Source organism: Halopseudomonas sp. 4NH20-0008 (assembly GCF_057548395.1).
The window spans coordinates 226,472-244,545 of the sequence record NZ_BAAJMD010000002.1; the positions used below are offsets into that span (position 1 = coordinate 226,472).

At 59.4% G+C, this 18,074-nt stretch carries 17 protein-coding genes; 10 read left to right on the forward strand and 7 right to left on the reverse strand.

Annotated elements, in window-relative coordinates; all coding sequences use genetic code 11:
- The first annotated feature begins 255 nt into the window (after nt 1-255).
- On the forward strand, nt 256-1,548 hold the full coding sequence (locus AC27HQ_RS03235; RefSeq protein WP_487154478.1) for a DASH family cryptochrome: 1,293 nt from the start codon (nt 256-258) through the stop codon (nt 1,546-1,548).
- Complete coding sequence (locus AC27HQ_RS03240; protein ID WP_487154479.1) at nt 1,545-3,062, forward strand: cryptochrome/deoxyribodipyrimidine photo-lyase family protein; 1,518 nt, start codon at nt 1,545-1,547, stop codon at nt 3,060-3,062. The genes AC27HQ_RS03235 and AC27HQ_RS03240 overlap by 4 nt, the downstream gene beginning before the upstream one ends.
- 9 nt (nt 3,063-3,071) lie before the next feature.
- Here the strand turns inward: AC27HQ_RS03240 and AC27HQ_RS03245 are convergent, their stop codons facing one another.
- The 4 genes from AC27HQ_RS03245 to AC27HQ_RS03260 all read right to left on the reverse strand — a co-directional run bounded on the left by AC27HQ_RS03245 (nt 3,072) and on the right by AC27HQ_RS03260 (nt 7,256).
- Nucleotides 3,072-4,880 (reverse strand): GGDEF domain-containing protein, encoded by a 1,809-nt coding sequence (locus AC27HQ_RS03245; protein WP_487154481.1) that lies wholly within the window; start codon nt 4,878-4,880, stop codon nt 3,072-3,074.
- Nucleotides 4,881-4,961: 81 nt separating this feature from the next.
- Nucleotides 4,962-5,813 carry an endonuclease/exonuclease/phosphatase family protein gene (locus AC27HQ_RS03250; protein ID WP_487154604.1) on the reverse strand — a complete coding sequence of 284 codons (852 nt, stop codon included), beginning with the start codon at nt 5,811-5,813 and terminating at the stop codon, nt 4,962-4,964.
- A 17-nt stretch (nt 5,814-5,830) separates the two neighbouring features.
- A complete protein-coding gene (locus AC27HQ_RS03255) occupies nt 5,831-6,472 on the reverse strand; it encodes a thiol:disulfide interchange protein DsbA/DsbL (protein WP_487154482.1) in 642 nt (213 codons plus the stop codon).
- Nucleotides 6,473-6,644: 172 nt separating this feature from the next.
- Nucleotides 6,645-7,256 carry a c-type cytochrome gene (locus tag AC27HQ_RS03260; RefSeq protein WP_487154483.1) on the reverse strand — a complete coding sequence of 204 codons (612 nt, stop codon included), beginning with the start codon at nt 7,254-7,256 and terminating at the stop codon, nt 6,645-6,647.
- 266 nt (nt 7,257-7,522) lie between these two features.
- Here AC27HQ_RS03260 and yihA point away from each other — a divergent pair, with 266 nt between their 5' ends.
- On the forward strand, nt 7,523-8,206 hold the full coding sequence (gene yihA / locus AC27HQ_RS03265; protein WP_487154484.1) for a ribosome biogenesis GTP-binding protein YihA/YsxC: 684 nt from the start codon (nt 7,523-7,525) through the stop codon (nt 8,204-8,206).
- 234 nt (nt 8,207-8,440) lie between these two features.
- On the opposite strand, the gene polA is transcribed toward yihA, so the two are convergent.
- The gene (gene polA / locus AC27HQ_RS03270) at nt 8,441-11,194 is read right to left on the reverse strand and encodes a DNA polymerase I (protein ID WP_487154485.1); all 2,754 of its coding nucleotides are present in this window, start codon (nt 11,192-11,194) and stop codon (nt 8,441-8,443) included.
- A gap of 73 nt (nt 11,195-11,267) precedes the next feature.
- Between polA and AC27HQ_RS03275 the strand changes: the two genes are divergently transcribed.
- Genes AC27HQ_RS03275 through AC27HQ_RS03290 form a run of 4 tightly spaced genes read left to right on the forward strand, consistent with a single transcriptional unit; the run spans nt 11,268 to nt 14,011 of the window.
- Nucleotides 11,268-11,555: a DUF2782 domain-containing protein gene (locus tag AC27HQ_RS03275; protein WP_487154486.1), complete on the forward strand. Its 288-nt coding sequence runs from the start codon at nt 11,268-11,270 to the stop codon at nt 11,553-11,555.
- A gap of 9 nt (nt 11,556-11,564) precedes the next feature.
- Nucleotides 11,565-12,518, forward strand: a complete 954-nt coding sequence (locus AC27HQ_RS03280) for a homoserine kinase (protein WP_487154487.1) — start codon at nt 11,565-11,567, stop codon at nt 12,516-12,518.
- Between the two features lie 46 nt (nt 12,519-12,564).
- Nucleotides 12,565-13,551, forward strand: coding sequence for an alpha/beta fold hydrolase (locus tag AC27HQ_RS03285; protein WP_487154489.1), 987 nt, complete (start codon nt 12,565-12,567; stop codon nt 13,549-13,551).
- Nucleotides 13,552-13,588: 37 nt separating this feature from the next.
- Nucleotides 13,589-14,011 carry a group II truncated hemoglobin gene (locus AC27HQ_RS03290; RefSeq protein ID WP_487154490.1) on the forward strand — a complete coding sequence of 141 codons (423 nt, stop codon included), beginning with the start codon at nt 13,589-13,591 and terminating at the stop codon, nt 14,009-14,011.
- Between the two features lie 13 nt (nt 14,012-14,024).
- On the opposite strand, the gene ypfJ is transcribed toward AC27HQ_RS03290, so the two are convergent.
- A complete protein-coding gene (gene ypfJ / locus AC27HQ_RS03295) occupies nt 14,025-14,918 on the reverse strand; it encodes a KPN_02809 family neutral zinc metallopeptidase (protein WP_487154491.1) in 894 nt (297 codons plus the stop codon).
- Between the two features lie 81 nt (nt 14,919-14,999).
- The gene (gene znuA / locus AC27HQ_RS03300) at nt 15,000-15,923 is read right to left on the reverse strand and encodes a zinc ABC transporter substrate-binding protein ZnuA (RefSeq protein ID WP_487154492.1); all 924 of its coding nucleotides are present in this window, start codon (nt 15,921-15,923) and stop codon (nt 15,000-15,002) included.
- A gap of 81 nt (nt 15,924-16,004) precedes the next feature.
- On the opposite strand from znuA, the gene AC27HQ_RS03305 reads away from it, so the two are divergent.
- The 3 genes from AC27HQ_RS03305 to znuB are packed head-to-tail and all read left to right on the forward strand — an operon-like array spanning nt 16,005 to nt 18,056.
- A complete protein-coding gene (locus AC27HQ_RS03305) occupies nt 16,005-16,499 on the forward strand; it encodes a Fur family transcriptional regulator (RefSeq protein WP_487154493.1) in 495 nt (164 codons plus the stop codon).
- On the forward strand, nt 16,496-17,278 hold the full coding sequence (znuC, locus tag AC27HQ_RS03310; protein WP_487154494.1) for a zinc ABC transporter ATP-binding protein ZnuC: 783 nt from the start codon (nt 16,496-16,498) through the stop codon (nt 17,276-17,278). The genes AC27HQ_RS03305 and znuC overlap by 4 nt, the downstream gene beginning before the upstream one ends.
- Nucleotides 17,271-18,056, forward strand: a complete 786-nt coding sequence (gene znuB / locus AC27HQ_RS03315) for a zinc ABC transporter permease subunit ZnuB (RefSeq protein WP_487154496.1) — start codon at nt 17,271-17,273, stop codon at nt 18,054-18,056. Before znuC ends, znuB begins: the two co-directional genes overlap by 8 nt.
- The last annotated feature ends 18 nt before the right edge of the window (nt 18,057-18,074 follow it).

An 18,074-nucleotide genomic window follows, 5' to 3' on the forward strand; every position in this document is an offset into this window, starting at 1 on the left:
GATGTGTTTGCTGCAGCGCTTGTTGAGCTAGTGGCGGGTTTCGACAGGGGTTTTGGCTGCGGGCTTGCTCTGGCCCTTGAAATCAGAGCGCCAGGGCGTGCCGTTGCAGCTTTGTCGATTTGGGCAATCGGGCAGACAGCCGCGGCAGGGCAAGCGGGTAGGAGTAGTCCGGGTCATGGCTGGTTACGCTCTTGGGGTTAACAGCTATACAGATTAGCATTATTGTATAAGTACTGTACACGATGAAGGCCTGCCATGCGCTCCCTGATCTGGTTGAAATACGATCTGCGATTGATAGACAACGCGCTGTTCTGTGCTGTGGCTGCTGACGAGGAATGTTTGCCAGTGTACTGCCTCGACCCGCAACTGCTTATTCAGAACGCTGAAGGCTTTCGCCGCTGCGGTGCCCGACGAACGGCCTTTCTGCTGGCGAGCCTGGCTGATCTGCGACGGCAACTGCAGGCGCTGGGTTCCGATTTACTGGTTGTGCTCGGTGCGCCTGAAAGCCGCTTGCCGGCACTGTGCAGCAAACTCGATATACAGCGTCTACTGACCCACGATGAGCCCGGACCGGATGAGCGTCGGCAGATTGAGCAGGTACGCCACGCATTACCCAAAACAACCTGTGTGCAGCTATTCGACGGCAATGCGCTGTTTGATCGGGTCGATCTACCCTTCGATTTGCAGGCCATGCCAGGGGTGTTTACCGGCTTTCGCAACCGCGTGGAAAAGCGGCCTCCTCCCGTGCATTTGCTGACAGCGCCTGAGGGTCTGCCGCCGCTACCGGCAGAGGCCCTTGCGCTGCTGGAGCCGTTACCGGTACTGGCTGATTTTGGCTTGGCTACACCGCCAGCGGATGCCCGTAGTGCGTTGCCGGGCAGGGCGGGTGAGTCAGCGGCCCTGGCCTGGTTGCAGGACTACCTGTGGCAGCGCCAGGCGGTGCGGCACTACAAGGAGACCCGCAACCAGCTGTTGGGTCATGATTATTCATCCAAACTCTCGCCCTGGTTGGCCCATGGTTGCCTGTCGCCGCGCCTGGTGGTGCATGAACTACGTACCCACGAGGAGCGTCTGGGGGCCAATGATTCAACCTACTGGCTGTGGTTTGAGCTGCTCTGGCGTGAGTTTTTTCGCCTGAGTTTAAGTCGCCATGGTGATGCTTTCTTTCGTCATGGTGGGCTGCATGGTGGCCGGCCCCCGAGGGGCAATGGGCAGGGCTTTCAGGACTGGCGAGATGGCTGCACTGGTCAGCCCTTTGTCGATGCCTGCATGAACGAGCTGAACAGTACCGGCTTCCTGTCCAATCGTGGCCGCCAGATTGCCGCCAGTTACCTGGTCCATGATTTGCAGCAGGATTGGCGCCTGGGTGCGGCCTGGTTCGAGCAACAACTGATTGACTACGACGTGGCCAGTAACTGGGGTAATTGGGCTTACATCGCCGGTGTTGGTCACGACCCGCGGGGCGGTCGAGCCTTCAATGTGGCGATGCAGGCCGAGCGTTATGATGCTGAGGGCCGCTACGTGGCGACCTGGGCCAGTCTGCCGTGATCCAGCTGGTCTGGTTCAAGCGTGATCTGCGTATCCATGACCATGCTGCGCTAAACGCAGCGGCGCAGGCCGGGCCGGTTCTGCCCCTGTATGTGATAGAGACGGCGCTCTGGCAGCAGCCGGATACGGCGCTGCGGCACTGGAAGTTCATAGCCGAAAGCCTGCAGGAGCTGGATCAGGCCTTGCGGCAGCGTGGGCAGGGCTTGCTGGTGGAGCAGGGAGACATGATTGCCGTGCTGGAAAAGCTGCATCGGCGAGTTGGTCTGGCTGCTGTGCACGTCCATGAGGAAACCGGCAATGCCTGGACCTATGACCGGGACCGTCGTGTCAGTCGTTGGCTCAAGGCACAGGGTATAGCCCTGCATGCCTATCCCCAGTTCGGTGTGGTTCGGCCCCTGACCGATCGAGACCAGTGGGCGCAACGCTGGGATGCTTTCATGGGATCGCCGCGACTGACAGCGCCTGGACGATTACCCGCCGTGCTGGAAACGCGGTTGCCAGATTTGCAGGCACTGAACCTGGGTTATGAGCAGCGCCCCTGCCCTGGCCGCCAGCGTGGTGGTCGTGGTGAGGCCCTGCGATTGATGCAGTCCTTTCTCGACTGGCGCAGCCGCCATTACCGCAGCAGCCTGTCGTCCCCGGCGCGCGCCAGTCGGGCTTGCGCCCGACTCAGCGCGCATCTGGCCTATGGTTGTGTCAGCCTGCGCGAGCTGGTGCAGGCTACCGATGCCGCCTTGGCGGCACAGCCGGACACGGCCTGGCAGCGCAGTCTGGCGGCCTTCAAGTCGCGTTTGTATTGGCACTGCCATTTTATTCAGAAGCTCGAGGATCAACCGGATATCGAGTTTCACAACCTCAATCCGGCGATGAACGGTCTGCGTGAGACACCGCTACCGGAGCGTCTGCAGGCCTGGAGCGAAGGACGCAGCGGTTATCCGCTGATCGATGCCTGTATGCGCCAGCTGCACCATGATGGCTGGCTGAATTTTCGAATGCGCGCCTGTCTGGTCAGCTTGGCCAGTTACCAGCTCTGGCTGCCCTGGCGGGAGACAGCACTGCACCTGGCACGGCAGTTTACCGATTACGAGCCGGGTATCCACTATTGCCAGATCCAGATGCAATCCGGTACCACAGGTATCAACAGTTTGCGCGTCTACAACCCGTTGAAGCAGTCGCTGGATCAGGATCCGCAGGGCGACTATATCCGCCACTGGGTTGCCCCTTTGCGCACCCTGCCGACGGCCTGGATTCATCAGCCCTGGTTGATGCCGGAAAGTCTGCAGCGTCAGTATGGCTGCCGGATAGATGTCGATTACCCGGCACCGCTGGTGGATAGTCAACAGGCGGCACGGCAGGCGCGGGCGATGATCAAGGCGCATCTCGAATCACAGTCGATGCAACAGAGGCAGGATTGGCAGGCCCAGATACGTCAGCGACATGCCAGTCGCAAGCACGTGCCGGTAAGGCGGAAAGTAAAAGATGTAAATGCCGACCAGCTCAGTCTGGATTTCTGAACCAGCTGCTCAATCGGCCTTGACCAGCTGGTTGCGACCCTGCTCCTTGGCCTGGTACATGGCGCGATCGGCGCGGTCAAAAACCTGATCAAGACTGTCACCGGAACGAAAATCGGTATAGCCGATTGAGATGGTCACCGTCACAGGCTCTGCCTTGAAGTGAAACGGGCTTTCTTCAATGCCGGCGCGCAGTGCTTCCAGCACGATGCCAGCCTGTTCCAGGCTGGTGCCGGGCATCAGCAGAACAAATTCCTCGCCACCAAAACGCCCGATAAAGTCGGTTTTACGCAGACGGCGTGACAATTGCTGGGCAATCAGGCGCAGGACCTTGTCGCCGGACAGATGGCCAAAGCGATCATTGATGCGTTTGAAGTGGTCAACGTCCAGTACCACCATGAGCAATTGCCCACCGTAACGCTGCCAGCGCTCGAACTCTTCTTCCATGCGCTTCTGCAAGCCGGCGCGGTTGGCCAGGCCAGTCAGACTGTCGATCATCGCGCGTTGACGCTGCTCTTCCAGGTGACTGCGGAAGGATTGCGCCTCGACCTCCATGATCTTGATGCGATGGACCATGGTTTTCAGCTGGCCCGAGATCAATTCTTCGCGCTCTTCACGGACCTGGCGCGCCTGTTCGACTTTTTGCAGCAGGGTGTCGAGCTTGTTCTCGACGTTGGCCTTGAGGCTGTTCAGGTCAGTGGCTTCACGCACATCACCGTGCAGGCCCTGTACCTGTTCGCGGATGCTGCCTTCGAGCATCTTGCCGGCCTCGACCGACCCTGAATAACTTTCATGCGCCTCTTCCAGATTGCCCTGGAATTGGGCCAGGCGGCTATTGAGTTGCTGCAGGTAGCGCTCAAAGTCAGCCTGGCGGCTATGCTGCGCGGCGAGCACCAGTACACCCAGCTCGTCCAGCGCGGCGGCCAGTTCATACCAGTTCAGCCCGCCAGTAATGCGCTCACGCAACTTTTCACAGCGTGATTGATCGGTGTCCAGCACCTGTAGCTCACTGAGCAGATTGAGCAGGATAGTTTCTATATGAGCGGCAATCTTCGAGTATTCCTGATCCTCTCCGGCCAGTACCCCAGTTGTTGTATCGTCTGGCTGGGTAACAGGCTCCTGAATGATCAGGTCGGTGTCTTGCGACTCAGGTATCAGTTGAGCGGCTAAGCCAAAATCAGTTGGTGCCTGCAGGGCCTGCTTAAGCGGCAGGGTGTCTGGATCATCCTTGCCAGTGACGCTGACGGGGTCCTCGGTGACTTCAAGCAGTGAGGATTTACTCGCGCTTGAATTGTTGTCGTGAAGCTTTGGCTCAGTTGCGCCAGTGCCGAACAAGCGCGACCAGAGCCCGCCACCGGATTGCCCGGTGCCAGATGCATTCAGCACCATTGCCTGCAATGAGACCAGTTGTTCTATCAGCCCAGGGATATCGGCAGCATGCTCTATTTGCTGGTCAAGCTGCTTGCCCAAGCGTTTCAATTGATTGGCGGTATCATGCGGCGGATTGTGTTGCTGAAGCTGGCGAATCAAGGCGCGCAGAGTCTGGGTGGTTTTTTCCAGGCGACTTTCGCGTGAGCGGTCTGCGGCCAGTACCGCGCGCTCAAGGTCAGGCATCAGCTCACCCAGCAGGTGCTTCGGTGCATCGCTGCGCAGGGCATTGCGGAGTTCCTTGAGGCGCTTGTCAAGCAACGGGTCCATGCCATCGGCCGCGATACTGACGCGCACCAGACCACGCTTCAGAAGCTCTTCCTGATCGCTGTCAATGCTGGCTTTAGCGTCGCTTTCACTCTCGGTGCGCGGCGGGTGGCGATGATCGTTCATGAAGCATCCTGCTGATTTTTACCTGCAAGATTATAGGTAAAATGCTGTCCGTGACTAGTCCACCCGGATGGGGATGGGTTTTCAGTCTGTTTTGCCGCTTTTGCAAAGGGTGCTCGGCAGTCGAATATGCATGGCTACCGGTAGATGATCCGAGATGGCATGGGGTAGTACATCAACCCGTTCAATACTCAGGCTGGGGCTGATCAAAATATGATCGAGCACCTTGGCCGGCTTCCAGCTCGGATAGGTGCCGGGCAATGTCGCGGTATGCAAGTGCGAGTCGCGCAGCGGCGAGTTGTGCAGCAGGTCGTCGGCGTGGGTGTTCATATCGCCCATCAACACCACATGGCGGTGATCGGCAATGCGTTCGCGAATATAGGATAACTGATAGGCCCTGGTCTTGGTGCTCAGGGCCAGGTGCATCATGACCACCAGCAAGGACTGGTTACCTTTGCCAAAACTGGTGAGAATCGCGCCACGTCCGGGCAGAATGCCAGGCAATTTGTGATCCTCCAGCAGCTCAGGTGCGTAGCGGCTGAGCAGGCCGTTGGAGTGCTGAGCAAAGCGCCCAAGGTTGCGGTTGAGTTGCTGATACCAGTACGGGAACTGGGCTTCTCGCGCCAGATGTTCAACTTGATTGACGTAACCTGAGCGTATGCTCCCGCCATCCACTTCCTGCAGCGCTACCAGGTCAAAATCGTGTAGCAATTTGCCGATCTCGCCAAGCGTGTGTTGGCGTCGACGGTGGGGTAGCAGGTGCTGCCAACTGCGGGTCAGGTAGTGGTGGTATTTCTGGGTGTTGATGCCGACCTGAATGTTGAAGCTGAGCAATCTCAGAACATCCGGCAACGGATTGTCCTGAGAGCCACACAGCAGATTGGTCTGCAGATTGCCGGGCAGCATCAACCCGTGGGTTGATCTGCGCCGGGGAATCGGAGCGGGGAGTGTCATCAGTTGCTGGCGCGGGCCTGACGTTCCTGCTCAATCAGGAATTCTGCAACCTTGAGCATCTCGTCGAAGCCGCCAACCATGGCACCCTCGATACGATACTTGCCGTCAACAATCAGGGTTGGCACGCCAGTGGCACGGTAGGCACGGGCTAGTCGTGTTGCCTGATCAAGTTTGCTGCGTACGCCAAAGGATGACCATGCTCTGCTGAAATCGTCGGCACTGACATCGTAGGGCTCCAACAGCGCGATCATGGCGTCTTCGTCGGCCAGACGGTTGTTCTCGCGGTGCAGGGCGTTGAAGATCACCGAGTGGGTCTCGTCCAGTTTGCCCAGCGCTTCAACGGTAAAGAACAGTTGCGCGTGGGTATTCCAGGCGCCGCCAAACATGGCCGGGACGTAACGGAAATGAACGTCGTCTGCCAGGGTGGTCTTCCACTCGCGGATAATGGGGTCGAACTCAAAGCAATGTCCGCAGCCATACCAGAACAGCTCGGCTACTTCGATCTTGTCGGGATCCTGGGTCGGCGCTGGTGCGGGCAGCTCAATGTAATGTTCGCCGGCACGATAGGTGGCGTCCTGCGCTTGCAGCAGGGCGAAGCTGCCGAGTAACCAGATCAGGCTGAAAGAAAGTAATGCACGCATTTGCTGCTCCCTATGGAATTGTTCTGTTGTTATGACTGCGTCCGGCGGGAAAAAATTCAATTGCCTGAACAATCAGTTCATAAAGGGTCGGGTAAAGACCCGAAGACAAAAAAGGGTGACCGAAGCCACCCCCTGTGTGAAGCCGGACGACACGCCCGGCAACACCTTTTGTTCAGCGCAGGCCCTGAATGTAGGCCGATACTGCTTCGATGTCCTTGTTGCTCAGGCGGCTGGCAATGGTCCGCATGATCATGGTGTCACCATCGTTCTGGCGGACACCTTCGCGGAAGTTGGTCAGCTGTGTGGTTGTATAGGTGGCATGTTGGCCTGCCAGACGCGGATAGCCGGCCAAATCGTTGCCGGAACCGGTTGGAGAGTGGCAGCCGGTGCAGGCAGGTAGGCCAGTGGCCAGATTGCCACCACGGAAGATCGCTTCACCACGGGCGACCAGTTCTGCATCATTGGCTACGCCGGGTGCAGGCGTCTGGGTGTCATAGAACGCGGCGATATCACGCAGATCCTGTTCGTCGAAGCTGCTGAGCATGCCGGTCATTTCAACAATCACGCGGCGACCTTCCTGAACGTCCAGCAACTGCTTGTACAAATACTTTTCACCCAGGCCAGCAAGCTTGGGGAAGTTTGGCAGCGCGCTGTTGCCGTCGGCGCCGTGACAGGCGGCGCACATGGCAACCTTACCGGCACCGGCTTCCGCATCGCCCTGCATTGCATGGGCCGAACCGGCCACACCGAGGCATAACACCAGACTCATGAGTAATTTATTCATCGGCTAATCCAATTACGGCTGAATAGAGTGGGCCTGTTCTACCCGGCTGGTCGGTATCGACCATGGCAATGGGCAGCATGCCTCGTTAATTTTGCACCTTGCGGCGCAGTGCATAATACGAATGCTATCTGTCGTGCTGCAGCGATGCAATGTACAGACTGTCGCACTAAGCTTTCGCGATATAAAACCGCAACAGTATATACTAAGCGGGTGGCCAAGGTGAATGTCATCGGCCCATCATGCTCGACCTATTAATGGATTCCCCCATGTCTTCAGCCGTACCCGCAACAAAACACCTTGTCACCCTGTGCCAACAGGCGACTTTTATCAAGAGTGCCAGTGAGGTCAGCCAGTGTCCGGCAGACCGCGGCTACGAGGTAGCTTTTGCCGGGCGTTCGAATGCCGGCAAGTCCAGTGCTCTGAATACCCTGACCCATGCAAGGCTGGCGCGCACCTCGAAAACCCCCGGCCGCACGCAGTTGATCAACTTTTTTGGCCTGGATGAGCAGCGCCGCCTGGTTGACCTGCCCGGCTACGGCTATGCCAAGGTGCCCCTGGCGCTCAAGGAGCACTGGAAATTGCACCTAGACGCCTACCTGACCGAGCGTGACTCACTGGTCGGACTGGTATTGGTTATGGATATCCGCCACCCGCTGTCGGAATTTGACCGCATGATGTTGCAGTGGAGTGATGTCAGCGGCTTGCCAGCGCATATTCTGCTGAGCAAGGCGGACAAGCTGGCCTACGGTGCGGCCAAGAATACCCTGCTCAAGGTGCAGACCATCGTGCGCAAGGAGTATGGCAATCGCGCTACGGTTCAGCTGTTTTCTGCGCCTAAGCGGCAGGGGCTGGAGGAAGCCTATGCGATTCTCGATACCTGGTTGTTTGCCGAGCAGGACCAGCTGGACCAGCAGGACGAGGATAATCAGGACGTTGAGCAGCAGGACTGAATGACGGGCAAAAAAAACCCCGAACTTTTATGGGGGGGAAAGTTCGGGGTCCAACGACCGGGCTGTGCTAGGAGGGGTCGCCCGGCTATTTCTGCCAACACTAAATCACATCCAGGAGCATGAGCGGCTTGACTGACCACTCAAAATATCTGACCGAGGGCTGATTCGAATAGTTCAAAAATATTTTTCTGAACGGCTACAACCCCCTGTTTCAAGGCCTGGCTTCCCCTTCGCTCAGTGCGCCTCGTCCCAGTTGTCACCTATCCCGATATCCACCACCAGCGGCACATCCAGGCTCGCGGCTGAGCCCATGCAGTCACGCAGACCGCGACTGACCTCGTCCAGTTGATCTTCACGGACCTCAACGACCAGTTCATCGTGTACCTGCATGATGACTCTGGCATTCAGCCCGGATTGGCTCAGCCAGTTATCCACAGTGATCATGGCGCGTTTGATGATGTCGGCGGCCGTGCCCTGCATCGGCGCGTTAATGGCGGTACGCTCAGCGCCCTTGCGCAGGGACGGGTTCTTGGCATGAATGTCCGGCAGATACAGGCGGCGGCCAAACAGGGTTTCCACATAGCCCTGCTCGCTGGCCTGAGTCCGGGTCCGCTCCATATAGGCGAGCACGCCGGGGTAGCGGGTAAAGTAACGATCGATGTACTCCTGGGCCTGCTTGCGGTCCACATCGATCTGTTTGGCCAGACCAAAGGCGCTCATGCCGTAGATCAGGCCAAAGTTGATAGCCTTGGCTTTGCGTCGTTGCTCGCTGCTGACCTCGTCCAGCGCCACGCCAAAGACTTCGGCGGCGGTGGCCTTGTGTACATCCTGATCGTGGCGAAAGGCATCCAGCAGGCCAGGATCCTGGGCCAGATGGGCCATAATCCGTAGTTCGATTTGTGAATAGTCGGCGGCCATCAATTTGTAGCCCGGCGCGGCAATGAAGGCCTGACGAATGCGTCGGCCTTCGGCGCTGCGAATGGGGATGTTCTGCAGATTCGGATCCGAGGAAGACAGCCGTCCGGTGGCGGCAACGGCCTGATGGTAGCTGGTGTGGATGCGTCCGGTGCGCGGGTTGATCTGCTCCGGCAGGCGGTCGGTATAGGTGCTCTTGAGCTTGCTCAGGGTGCGGTAGTGCATCAGCACCTGGGGCAGCTCGTAACCCTCTTCGGCCAACTCAGCCAGCACCGCTTCGGCGGTCGATGCCTGGCCCTTGGCGGTCTTCGACTTGACCGGCAAACCCAGCTTGTCATACAGAATCACGCCCAATTGCTTCGGTGAGCCCAGGTTGAACTCTTCGCCCGCCAGGTCAAAGGCCTGGCGTTCGAGGGCCACCAGCTTTTCACCCAGCTCGCGGCTGTGCAGGCCGAGCAGTTTGGCATCTACAAGTGCGCCGGTGCGCTCAATGCGTGCCAGTACCGGTACCAGCGGCATTTCAATATCCTGCAGCACTTTGGCCAGGCTCGGCTCGGCCTGCAGCTTGTGCCACAGACCTTGATGCAGGCGCAGGGTCACGTCGGCGTCTTCGGCGGCATAGGGGCCGGCCTGCTCCAAAGCAATCTGGTCAAAGGTCAGCTGTTTGGCGCCCTTGCCGGCGATATCTTCAAAATGAATGGTGCTGTGACCCAGGTACTTGAGCGCCAGGCTGTCCATGTCATGACGGGTTGCCGTGGAATTCAGCACATAGGACTCCAGCATGGTGTCGAAGGCCACGCCCTGTACCTCGATGCCGTAATGCGCAAGGACGTTGATGTCGTACTTGGCATGCTGGCCAACCTTGGCCTTGTTCGGGTCCTCCAGTAGTGGTTTCAGGCGTTCCAGTACCTGATCCCGATCCAGTTGTTCGGGAACACCCATATAGCTGTGGCACAGCGGTATATAGCAGGCCTGGTTGGCACTGACGGCAAAGGACAGGCCGACCAGCTCGGCACGCTGGGCGTGGATGCTGGTGGTTTCGGTATCAAAGGCAAACAGCTCGGCTTGCTTGAGTTTGTCTATCCAGCGCTCCAGTCCGGCCTGATCAAGAACGGTTTCGTATTCGGCAGCTTCACCGGCCATCTCGCCATCAGCTGCCGGCATGGCCAGCTCAGTCTGGCTGTCGGCCTTGGCTTCTCGCAGCAGGTCATCCATCCAGCTCTTGAATTCCAGCTCGCGGTAGAGCTCGATCAGGGCTTCGCGGTCGGGTCGGGTGGGGATCAGCGCGTCAGCTCGAATATCCAGTTCGACATCGACCTTGATGGTCGCCAGTTGGTAGGACAGATAGGCCATGTCCTTGTGTTCAAGCAGCTTCTCGGGGAGCTTCTTGGCGCCGCGGATCGGCAGCTCGGGTACCTTGTCGAGGTTGGCATACAGGTCATCCATGCCGCCGCCAATGCCAACGAGCAAGCCCTGGGCGGTTTTTTCGCCGACACCGGGTACGCCCGGAATGTTGTCGGACTTGTCGCCCATCAGCGCCAGGAAGTCGATGATATGCTCGGGCCCCACGCCGAACTTGTCGCGCACACCCTGGATATCCAGCACCGTGCCGGTCATGGTGTTGACCAGGGTGATGTGTTCATCCACCAGTTGCGCCATGTCCTTGTCGCCGGTGGAAATCACTACTGGCCGACCACTGGCGGCACTTTGGCGGGCCAGGGTGCCGATTACGTCATCGGCTTCCACGCCTTCAATACACAGCAGTGGCAGTCCCGAGGCCTTGACGCTGGCGTGCAGCGGCTCGATCTGTACCCGCAAGTCGTCGGGCATCGGCGGGCGGTGCGACTTGTAGTGCTCGAACAGGCTGTCACGAAAGGTCGGGCCCTTGGCATCGAAGACCACGGCAAAGGGGCTTTCGGGATACTGCTTGCGCAGACTCTTGAGCATGTTCAGCACGCCCTTGACGGCGCCGGTCGGCAGGCCCTTGGAGGTGGTCAGCGGCGGCAAGGCGTGGAAGGCGCGGTACAGATAGGATGAACCGTCGACCAGAATCAGGGGAGCGTTGTCAGTCATGCGTCAGGTCAAGATTTCCGTGGTGAAAAGGGGCTAGAATGAAAGCATCATTCCACGATAGGACAAGATTACCATGATAAATCCAGTTGGCCGCGGTTTGGCCGTGATCGGCCTGGCCCTGAGTCTCAGTCTGCCCCTGCAAGCCCAGGATGCTGCCGGTGAGCCGGATGTGGTGATTCGCCAGGAAGGCGACCGCACCGTTGAGGAATACCGGCTCAATGGGTTCCTCTATGCGATCAAGGTCACGCCGCAAAATGGCCCGCCCTACTATCTGGTGGCGGTCGATGATGAGGGTAACTTTGTGCGTTCCGACCAGCCAGAGGGGATGCGTATTCCGTCCTGGAAAATCTTCGAGTGGTAGCGGGCTGAGATGTCGGTCTTCACCGAGGTCGACCACGCCGAGATGGAGGCTTTCCTCTCCACCTTTGCCCTGGGTCGGCTGCTGGGGCACCAGGGTATCGAAGGGGGCAGCGAGAACAGCAATTTTTTCGTTGCCACCGAGACCGGTGATTATGTACTGACCCTGGTAGAACGGGGTCCGGTTGCCGATCTGCCGTTTTTTATCGCCTTGCTTGAGCGTCTGCATCAGGCTGACCTCCCCGTACCCTACGCTCTGCCCAACCGTGCCGGGCAGAGCCTGCACCAGCTCAAAGGGCGCCCGGCCTTGCTACAGCCGCGCTTGCCCGGTCGGCATATCGAGCAACCCGATCCCAGTCATTGTCAGGCTGTCGGCCAGGCGCTGGCTCGATTGCACCGGGCTACTGCACAGAGTGGCCTGCTGCGCGAGAGCGACCGCGGTCTGCAGTGGATGCAGCACGAGCTGCAAGGGCGTCTGGCACACTCAGGCAACGCTGATCGCGAGCTGTTTTTGCCGCTGGCCGGGCTACTTGAGGACTGGCATGCCTGCCCGCCTGATTTGCCCCAGGCCGTGCTGCATGGCGATCTGTTCCGCGATAACGTGCTGTTCGACGGCCATCACCTCAGCGGTCTGATCGATTTCTACAATGCCGCCAGTGGCTGGGCCCTCTACGATGTGGCGATCTGCGTCAACGACTGGTGTCTGACCCCGCAGCAACAGCTTGATCCGCTACGCACTCAGGCCTTGCTCCGTGGCTATGCGTCCTTGCGTCCCTTCACCCCGCTGGAGGCGCAACACTGGCACGCCGTGCTGCAGCTCGCTGCCCTGCGTTTCTGGCTATCGCGTCAGGCGGCGGCGGATCAATTTGCCGGTCAGGCCGGTGTGCTGGTCAAGGATCCCCGGCACTTTCTGGTGCTGCTGGGGAATTTGCGTAAGATCGACAGCAGCCTGCCATTGGCCCTGTAATGGTTTTGGACGGCGTTGCAGTTGCTGCACTATGCTGGCGCCGTCCATGAGTGCGCAGGAGAATCCGGTGTTCAATCTCGATGATATCCAGCTTGAAACCTGGCAGGTTGCTGGCCTGAAGGCGCGGGTGGCCGGAGTCGGGCAGGGCCCGGTGGCGCTTTTTGTGCACGGCTGGCCGGAGTGCTGGTATTCCTGGCGCCAGCAGATGCTGGAGCTGGCCAATGCTGGCTACCGCGCCATCGCCCCCGATATGCCGGGTTTTGGGCAGACCGCTGGCTGGCCACAGGTGTCGGACTATCACATGGATAATACCTGTGCCTTCCTGCTCGATCTGATTGCCCAGTGCGGCGTCGAGTCGGTGTTGCTGATTGGCCACGACTGGGGCGCGATCAATGTCTGGGGCTTTACCCTGCGCCACCCCGAGCGGGTCTCACGCCTGGTGGCCATGAGCGTACCGCTCAAGCCGCTGGCCGAGCAGCCGCCGATGCAGCAGTTGCATGGGCTGTTCAAGGATCAGTTTTTCTACCAGTTGTATTTTCAGCGTCCTGGCGTTGCCGAGGCTGAGTTTGATGCTGACCCTGAGGGCATTCTGCGCGCCCTGTTCTGCTCGCCGGACACCCCGAGGGAAGCGCCGGTGCTGGGTAAATCGATAACCCTTGGTGGTGGCTGGATAGAGCGCCTTGGCAAGCCGCTGGAACAGCCGGCCTGGCTGTCTGACCAAGCTCTGGCCTATTATCTCGACAGTTATCGGCACAGCGGTTTTGCCGGTGGCCTGCATTACTACCGTAATATGGATCATAACTGGCGCCTGAACAGGCCCTATGCCCAGACTCGGATCGAATGCCCGGTGATGTTTCTGGCTGGCAGCGAAGACTATGCCACCCAGCGTGCCAGCGCCGAGGCATTACAGACGCTGATGGGCGAGCGGGTGACCGATCTGCGCATCAGGGTGTTTCCGGGTGTGGGGCATTGGCTGCAGGCTGAGGCCAGGGCGCAGGTAAATACCGCACTGTTGGAATTCATAGCAAGCTGATGCAGTGGGTGTCAGCCATCAACGGATAAGCATACCGATGTCGCCAATGCTCGAATATGGCCAGCAGGATGCCTCCTACCAGGCCGCGGGTGGTCTGGAGGGCATTCGTCAGCTGGTGGATGATTTCTATCGGTTCATGGATCAAGCTGACATGGCCAAGGAGATCCGCGCCATGCACGCAGAGGATCTCAGCGCTGCGCGTGACAAACTAAGTTGCTTTCTCAGTGGCTGGCTGGGTGGGCCGCGTCTGTATCAGGAGCGCTACGGTCAGATCAGCATTCCGGGTTTCCATGCGCGCTGGCCTATCGGTGAGTCACAGCGTGATGCCTGGCTTGGCTGCATGGCCGAGGCGATAGCGCGCCAGCCGTGGACGCCGGCCTTCAAGCACTATCTTCTGCAACAGCTACGCATCCCCGCCGAGCGTGTAGTGCAGGCCGCGCAGGCCCGACGCCAGCCCTGAGCGCTGCCAGTCGTTACAGGTTGCGCGCGCTGAAGGTATCGCAAGCACTGAACTTGCCTGACTCGAAACCACGCTGGAACCAGGCCATGCGCTGTGCCGAGCTACCATGGGTAAAGCTGTCTGGTGTGACCCTGCCCTGAGACTGCTGCTGCAGGCGGTCATCGCCAATGGCTGCGGCGGCGGTCAGTGCTTCGCCCAGGTCCCCCGAGTCGAGCAACTGACGTTGGGTGTGAGCATGAAAGCCCCAGAGTCCGGCAAAGCAATCGGCCTGCAATTCCTGGCGTACTGATAACTGATTGGCTTGGGCCGGAGAGGCGCTGCGCCGCGCCTCGTGCACGCGCGCCGAGATGCCCAGCAGGGTCTGCACATGGTGACCGACCTCGTGGGCAATCACATAGGCCTGGGCAAAGTCGCCGGGGGCACCGTATTTTTCGCGCAGATCGTTATAGAACGACAGGTCGATATAAACCCGTTGATCAGCCGGGCAATAGAAGGGCCCCATGGCTGAATTGGCTGAGCCACAGGCCGAGGAGACCTGGCCGCTGAAGATCACCAGCCGGGGCTGCTGGTACTGGCGACCCATGGACTGGAACAGGGTTTCCCAGGTGTCCTCGGTATCGGCCAGCACCACCGAGACAAACTCCACCAGCTCGGCCTGTTCAGGCGGAATGGCTCGCTCGGGCCCGCCACCTGTTCCTTGGCCAGAGAGTAACGGCAGCAGATCAATTCCGGCCAGACGTGCGGCAAAGAACAGCACCACCCCGATAACCAATACCCAGCGTCCGATTTTCGAGCGGATCAGCAGCGGCAGCAGGCGCAAAGCCGCACCGCCTCCCGCCGCACCGCCGGCTGAGAGCCCGCGCCGATCTTCGACATTGCTGCTTCGCCTGCCGCCTTTCCAGCGCATAAGTGCTCCTTGCCTGTTCGCTCAATGCCGCAACAATGCGGTTGGTCGGGGTATTTTGCAAGTGCCCGACTACGCCGTTGATCAGAGCCGTTCCAGACAGCCGGCCAGATTGTCGGCCAGTGTCTGCAGGGATTGCTCGTAGCCACGGGCAGAAACCGCTGTGGCACTGCCAAGCGGATCGAGCTCGGCCTGCTCAACAGGGATGCCCTGGGTCAGACTGTTGATCAGCCGCGGCGTGAACTGAGGTTCGCTGAAAACACAGCTCGGGGCGTTAGCGATCAATTGCTGGCGCAGCACATTGATATGCCGTGCGCCGGGTTGAATCTCGTGCGACAAGCTGAATATGCCGCGTGCGCGCAGACCGTAATGGTCTTCAAAATAGCCATAGCCGTCATGGAAGACGAAGTAGGGTTTGTCGACCAGCGGTGCCAGGCGCGTTTTGATCTGTGCGTCCAGTGCCGCGAGGCGTTGTTTGAAGTTCTCCAGATTGGCTTGCAGACGGGCTTCATCCTCGGGATAGAGTGGGCGCAAATCGGTGGCCATATGCTCGGCGATGTGCGCAGCATTGAAGGGCGACAGCCAGATATGCGCATCCAGGCTGCCATGATCGTGGCCGTCATCATGGTGATGATGCTCATGCTGCTCGCTGCTCTGGAAGTTCAACGATTGTGCCTGTTCACGGATGCGCAACGCGGGCAGCGACATCATCGCACTGGCCTGCGGCTGCTGCTCCAACAGGCTTTCGAGGAAGCGTTCAAGCTCTGGACCAATCCAGTAAATGCGTTCTGCATGCTGCAGCGCACGGCGATCCGAAGGGCGCAGAGCATAGGTATGGGGCGAGCTGCCAGCCGGCATCAACAGCCCCGGCTGGTCAATGCCATCCAGTACAGCGGCAGCAATCTGTTGCAATGGCTGGATGCTGGTCAGGACCCGCGGTGAGTCGGCCAGCGCGGCCATGGATACCAGCCAGCCGCCGATCAGGCAGCTGAGAGTGCGCAACAGCATGGTCATACCTCCGAAAGCATATTTGTTATATGATAACAGCCATTCTCCAGCCGCATAGACTTCCTTTACAGGCGCCCTGCCATGACCGAACACAGTATGCCCGCGGATCCCCATCAACCCCACGATCACAGTGCCTGTGTCAGTGGCGCCCTGGCGTCTGCTGAACAGCTTTGCGATAGAGCTGGCGTACGCTTTACCGCACTGCGCAAGCGGGTACTGGAACTGGTTTGGGATAGTCACAAGCCGTTGGGCGCCTACGATATTCTTGAGACGCTGGGACGCGAAGACGGCCGCCGCGCTGCACCACCGACCGTGTACCGTGCGCTGGATTTTCTGCTTGAACAGGGGCTGGTACATCGTATTGCTTCGCTGAATGCCTTTATCGGCTGCTCCAGTCCGGATCATCAGCACCAGGGGCAGTTTCTGATCTGTCGAGCCTGCCATGTTGCGATTGAGTTGGACAGCGCCGGGATTGCTCGGGCGATAGCCGCCGATGCCAGTGAGCTGGGATTTCAGGTTGAAAATGAGACTGTGGAAATTACCGGGCTGTGTGCCCAATGTCAGGCCGGCCAATGAGCCAGCCGCTACTGAGTCTGAGTAACGTCAGTTTACGTCTACAGGGCACGCCGGTGCTTGAAGGCGTGAGCCTGGCTGTGCAGCGCGGTGAAGTGGTGACCTTGATTGGCCCGAATGGCGCCGGCAAGACCAGCCTGGTCCGGGTCGTGCTCGGGCTGATCAAGGCCGACAGCGGTCAGGTAGAGCGTCAGCCACGGCTACGCATTGGTTATATGCCACAAAAATTGCAGGTCGATGCGACCTTGCCCCTTACCGTCATGCGTTTTCTGCTGTTGGCCCCGGGAGCCCGTCAGGCAGATGCGCTGAATGCCTTGCAGGACGTCGGTGCCGAGCATCTGCAGGGACGTCCGTTACAGCAGGTATCGGGTGGCGAGATGCAACGCATCCTGCTGGCCCGTGCCTTGCTGCGCAAGCCTGATTTGCTGGTGTTGGACGAGCCGGTTCAGGGTGTTGATGTGAACGGCCAGATCGAACTTTATCAACTGATTACCCGCCTGCGAGACCGCTACAACTGCGGCATTCTGATGGTCTCCCATGACTTGCATCTGGTCATGGCAACCACTAATACCGTGGTCTGCCTGAATCGCCATGTCTGTTGTTCGGGCCACCCCGAGCAGGTCAGTCTGGACCCGGCCTTTGTTGCTCTGTTTGGCGAGCAGGCCAGTGCCCTGGCGGTGTACAACCACCATCATGATCATGACCACGATTTGCACGGCGAAGTCGTTGAAGCCGGCCAGAGTCATACCCACCAGCACGGACCCAACTGTAACCATGCCTGATTTTTTATTGCTTGCCCTGGTTGCCGGCCTGGGTCTAGCCCTGGTTGCTGGTCCCCTGGGCTCCTTTGTGGTCTGGCGGCGCATGGCCTATTTTGGCGATACCCTGTCGCATTCCGCCCTGCTGGGTATCGCCCTGGGCATGTTGCTCGACATCAATCTGACGGTTGCAGTGATTGCCGGCTGTGTCCTGCTCGCGGTGTTACTGGTGGCGCTGCAGCACAAGCACTGGTTGGCCAGTGACACCCTGTTGGGCATCCTCGCGCACAGCACGCTGTCATTGGGTTTGGTGGTGCTGGCGTTGACCGACAATGTCCGTGTCGATCTGATGGCCTATCTGTTCGGCGATCTGCTGGCGATTACCCATTCCGACCTGTACTGGATGCTTGGCGGGGTGCTGGTGGTGATGTTGTTGATGGCCTGGATGTGGCGTTCTCTGCTGTCGATCACCGTGCATGAGGAATTGGCCCGGGTTGAGGGGCTGCCGGTCACCGCCATTCGCCTGGGTCTGATGCTGTTGATCGCCATAGTGATTGCCGTGGCCATGAAGATAGTTGGCGTACTGCTGATCACCTCGTTGCTGATCATCCCTCCGGCAGCCGCCCAGCGGCATGCTCGCACGCCGGAGCAGATGGCGCTGGGCGCCAGTCTGCTGGGCTGTCTGGCGGTCGTCGGGGGGTTGAGCATGTCGTGGTATCTGGATACCCCGGCCGGACCCTCGATCGTGGTCTGCGCCGCCGGGATATTCATGCTGGCGATGGCGGTTCCGCGTCGTTCCTAGTCTGAGCCAATACCAGGC

Coding starts and splice junctions, on each gene's coding strand:
- AC27HQ_RS03235 (WP_487154478.1), top strand. CDS start 256: ATGCGCTCCCTGATCTGGTTGAAATACGATCTGCGATTGATAGACAAC.
- AC27HQ_RS03245 (WP_487154481.1), bottom strand. CDS start 4,880: ATGAACGATCATCGCCACCCGCCGCGCACCGAGAGTGAAAGCGACGCT.
- AC27HQ_RS03255 (WP_487154482.1), bottom strand. CDS start 6,472: ATGCGTGCATTACTTTCTTTCAGCCTGATCTGGTTACTCGGCAGCTTC.
- AC27HQ_RS03260 (WP_487154483.1), bottom strand. CDS start 7,256: ATGAATAAATTACTCATGAGTCTGGTGTTATGCCTCGGTGTGGCCGGT.
- yihA (WP_487154484.1), top strand. CDS start 7,523: ATGTCTTCAGCCGTACCCGCAACAAAACACCTTGTCACCCTGTGCCAA.
- polA (WP_487154485.1), bottom strand. CDS start 11,194: ATGACTGACAACGCTCCCCTGATTCTGGTCGACGGTTCATCCTATCTG.
- AC27HQ_RS03275 (WP_487154486.1), top strand. CDS start 11,268: ATGATAAATCCAGTTGGCCGCGGTTTGGCCGTGATCGGCCTGGCCCTG.
- AC27HQ_RS03280 (WP_487154487.1), top strand. CDS start 11,565: ATGTCGGTCTTCACCGAGGTCGACCACGCCGAGATGGAGGCTTTCCTC.
- AC27HQ_RS03285 (WP_487154489.1), top strand. CDS start 12,565: ATGAGTGCGCAGGAGAATCCGGTGTTCAATCTCGATGATATCCAGCTT.
- AC27HQ_RS03290 (WP_487154490.1), top strand. CDS start 13,589: ATGTCGCCAATGCTCGAATATGGCCAGCAGGATGCCTCCTACCAGGCC.
- ypfJ (WP_487154491.1), bottom strand. CDS start 14,918: ATGCGCTGGAAAGGCGGCAGGCGAAGCAGCAATGTCGAAGATCGGCGC.
- znuA (WP_487154492.1), bottom strand. CDS start 15,923: ATGCTGTTGCGCACTCTCAGCTGCCTGATCGGCGGCTGGCTGGTATCC.
- AC27HQ_RS03305 (WP_487154493.1), top strand. CDS start 16,005: ATGACCGAACACAGTATGCCCGCGGATCCCCATCAACCCCACGATCAC.
- znuC (WP_487154494.1), top strand. CDS start 16,496: ATGAGCCAGCCGCTACTGAGTCTGAGTAACGTCAGTTTACGTCTACAG.
- znuB (WP_487154496.1), top strand. CDS start 17,271: ATGCCTGATTTTTTATTGCTTGCCCTGGTTGCCGGCCTGGGTCTAGCC.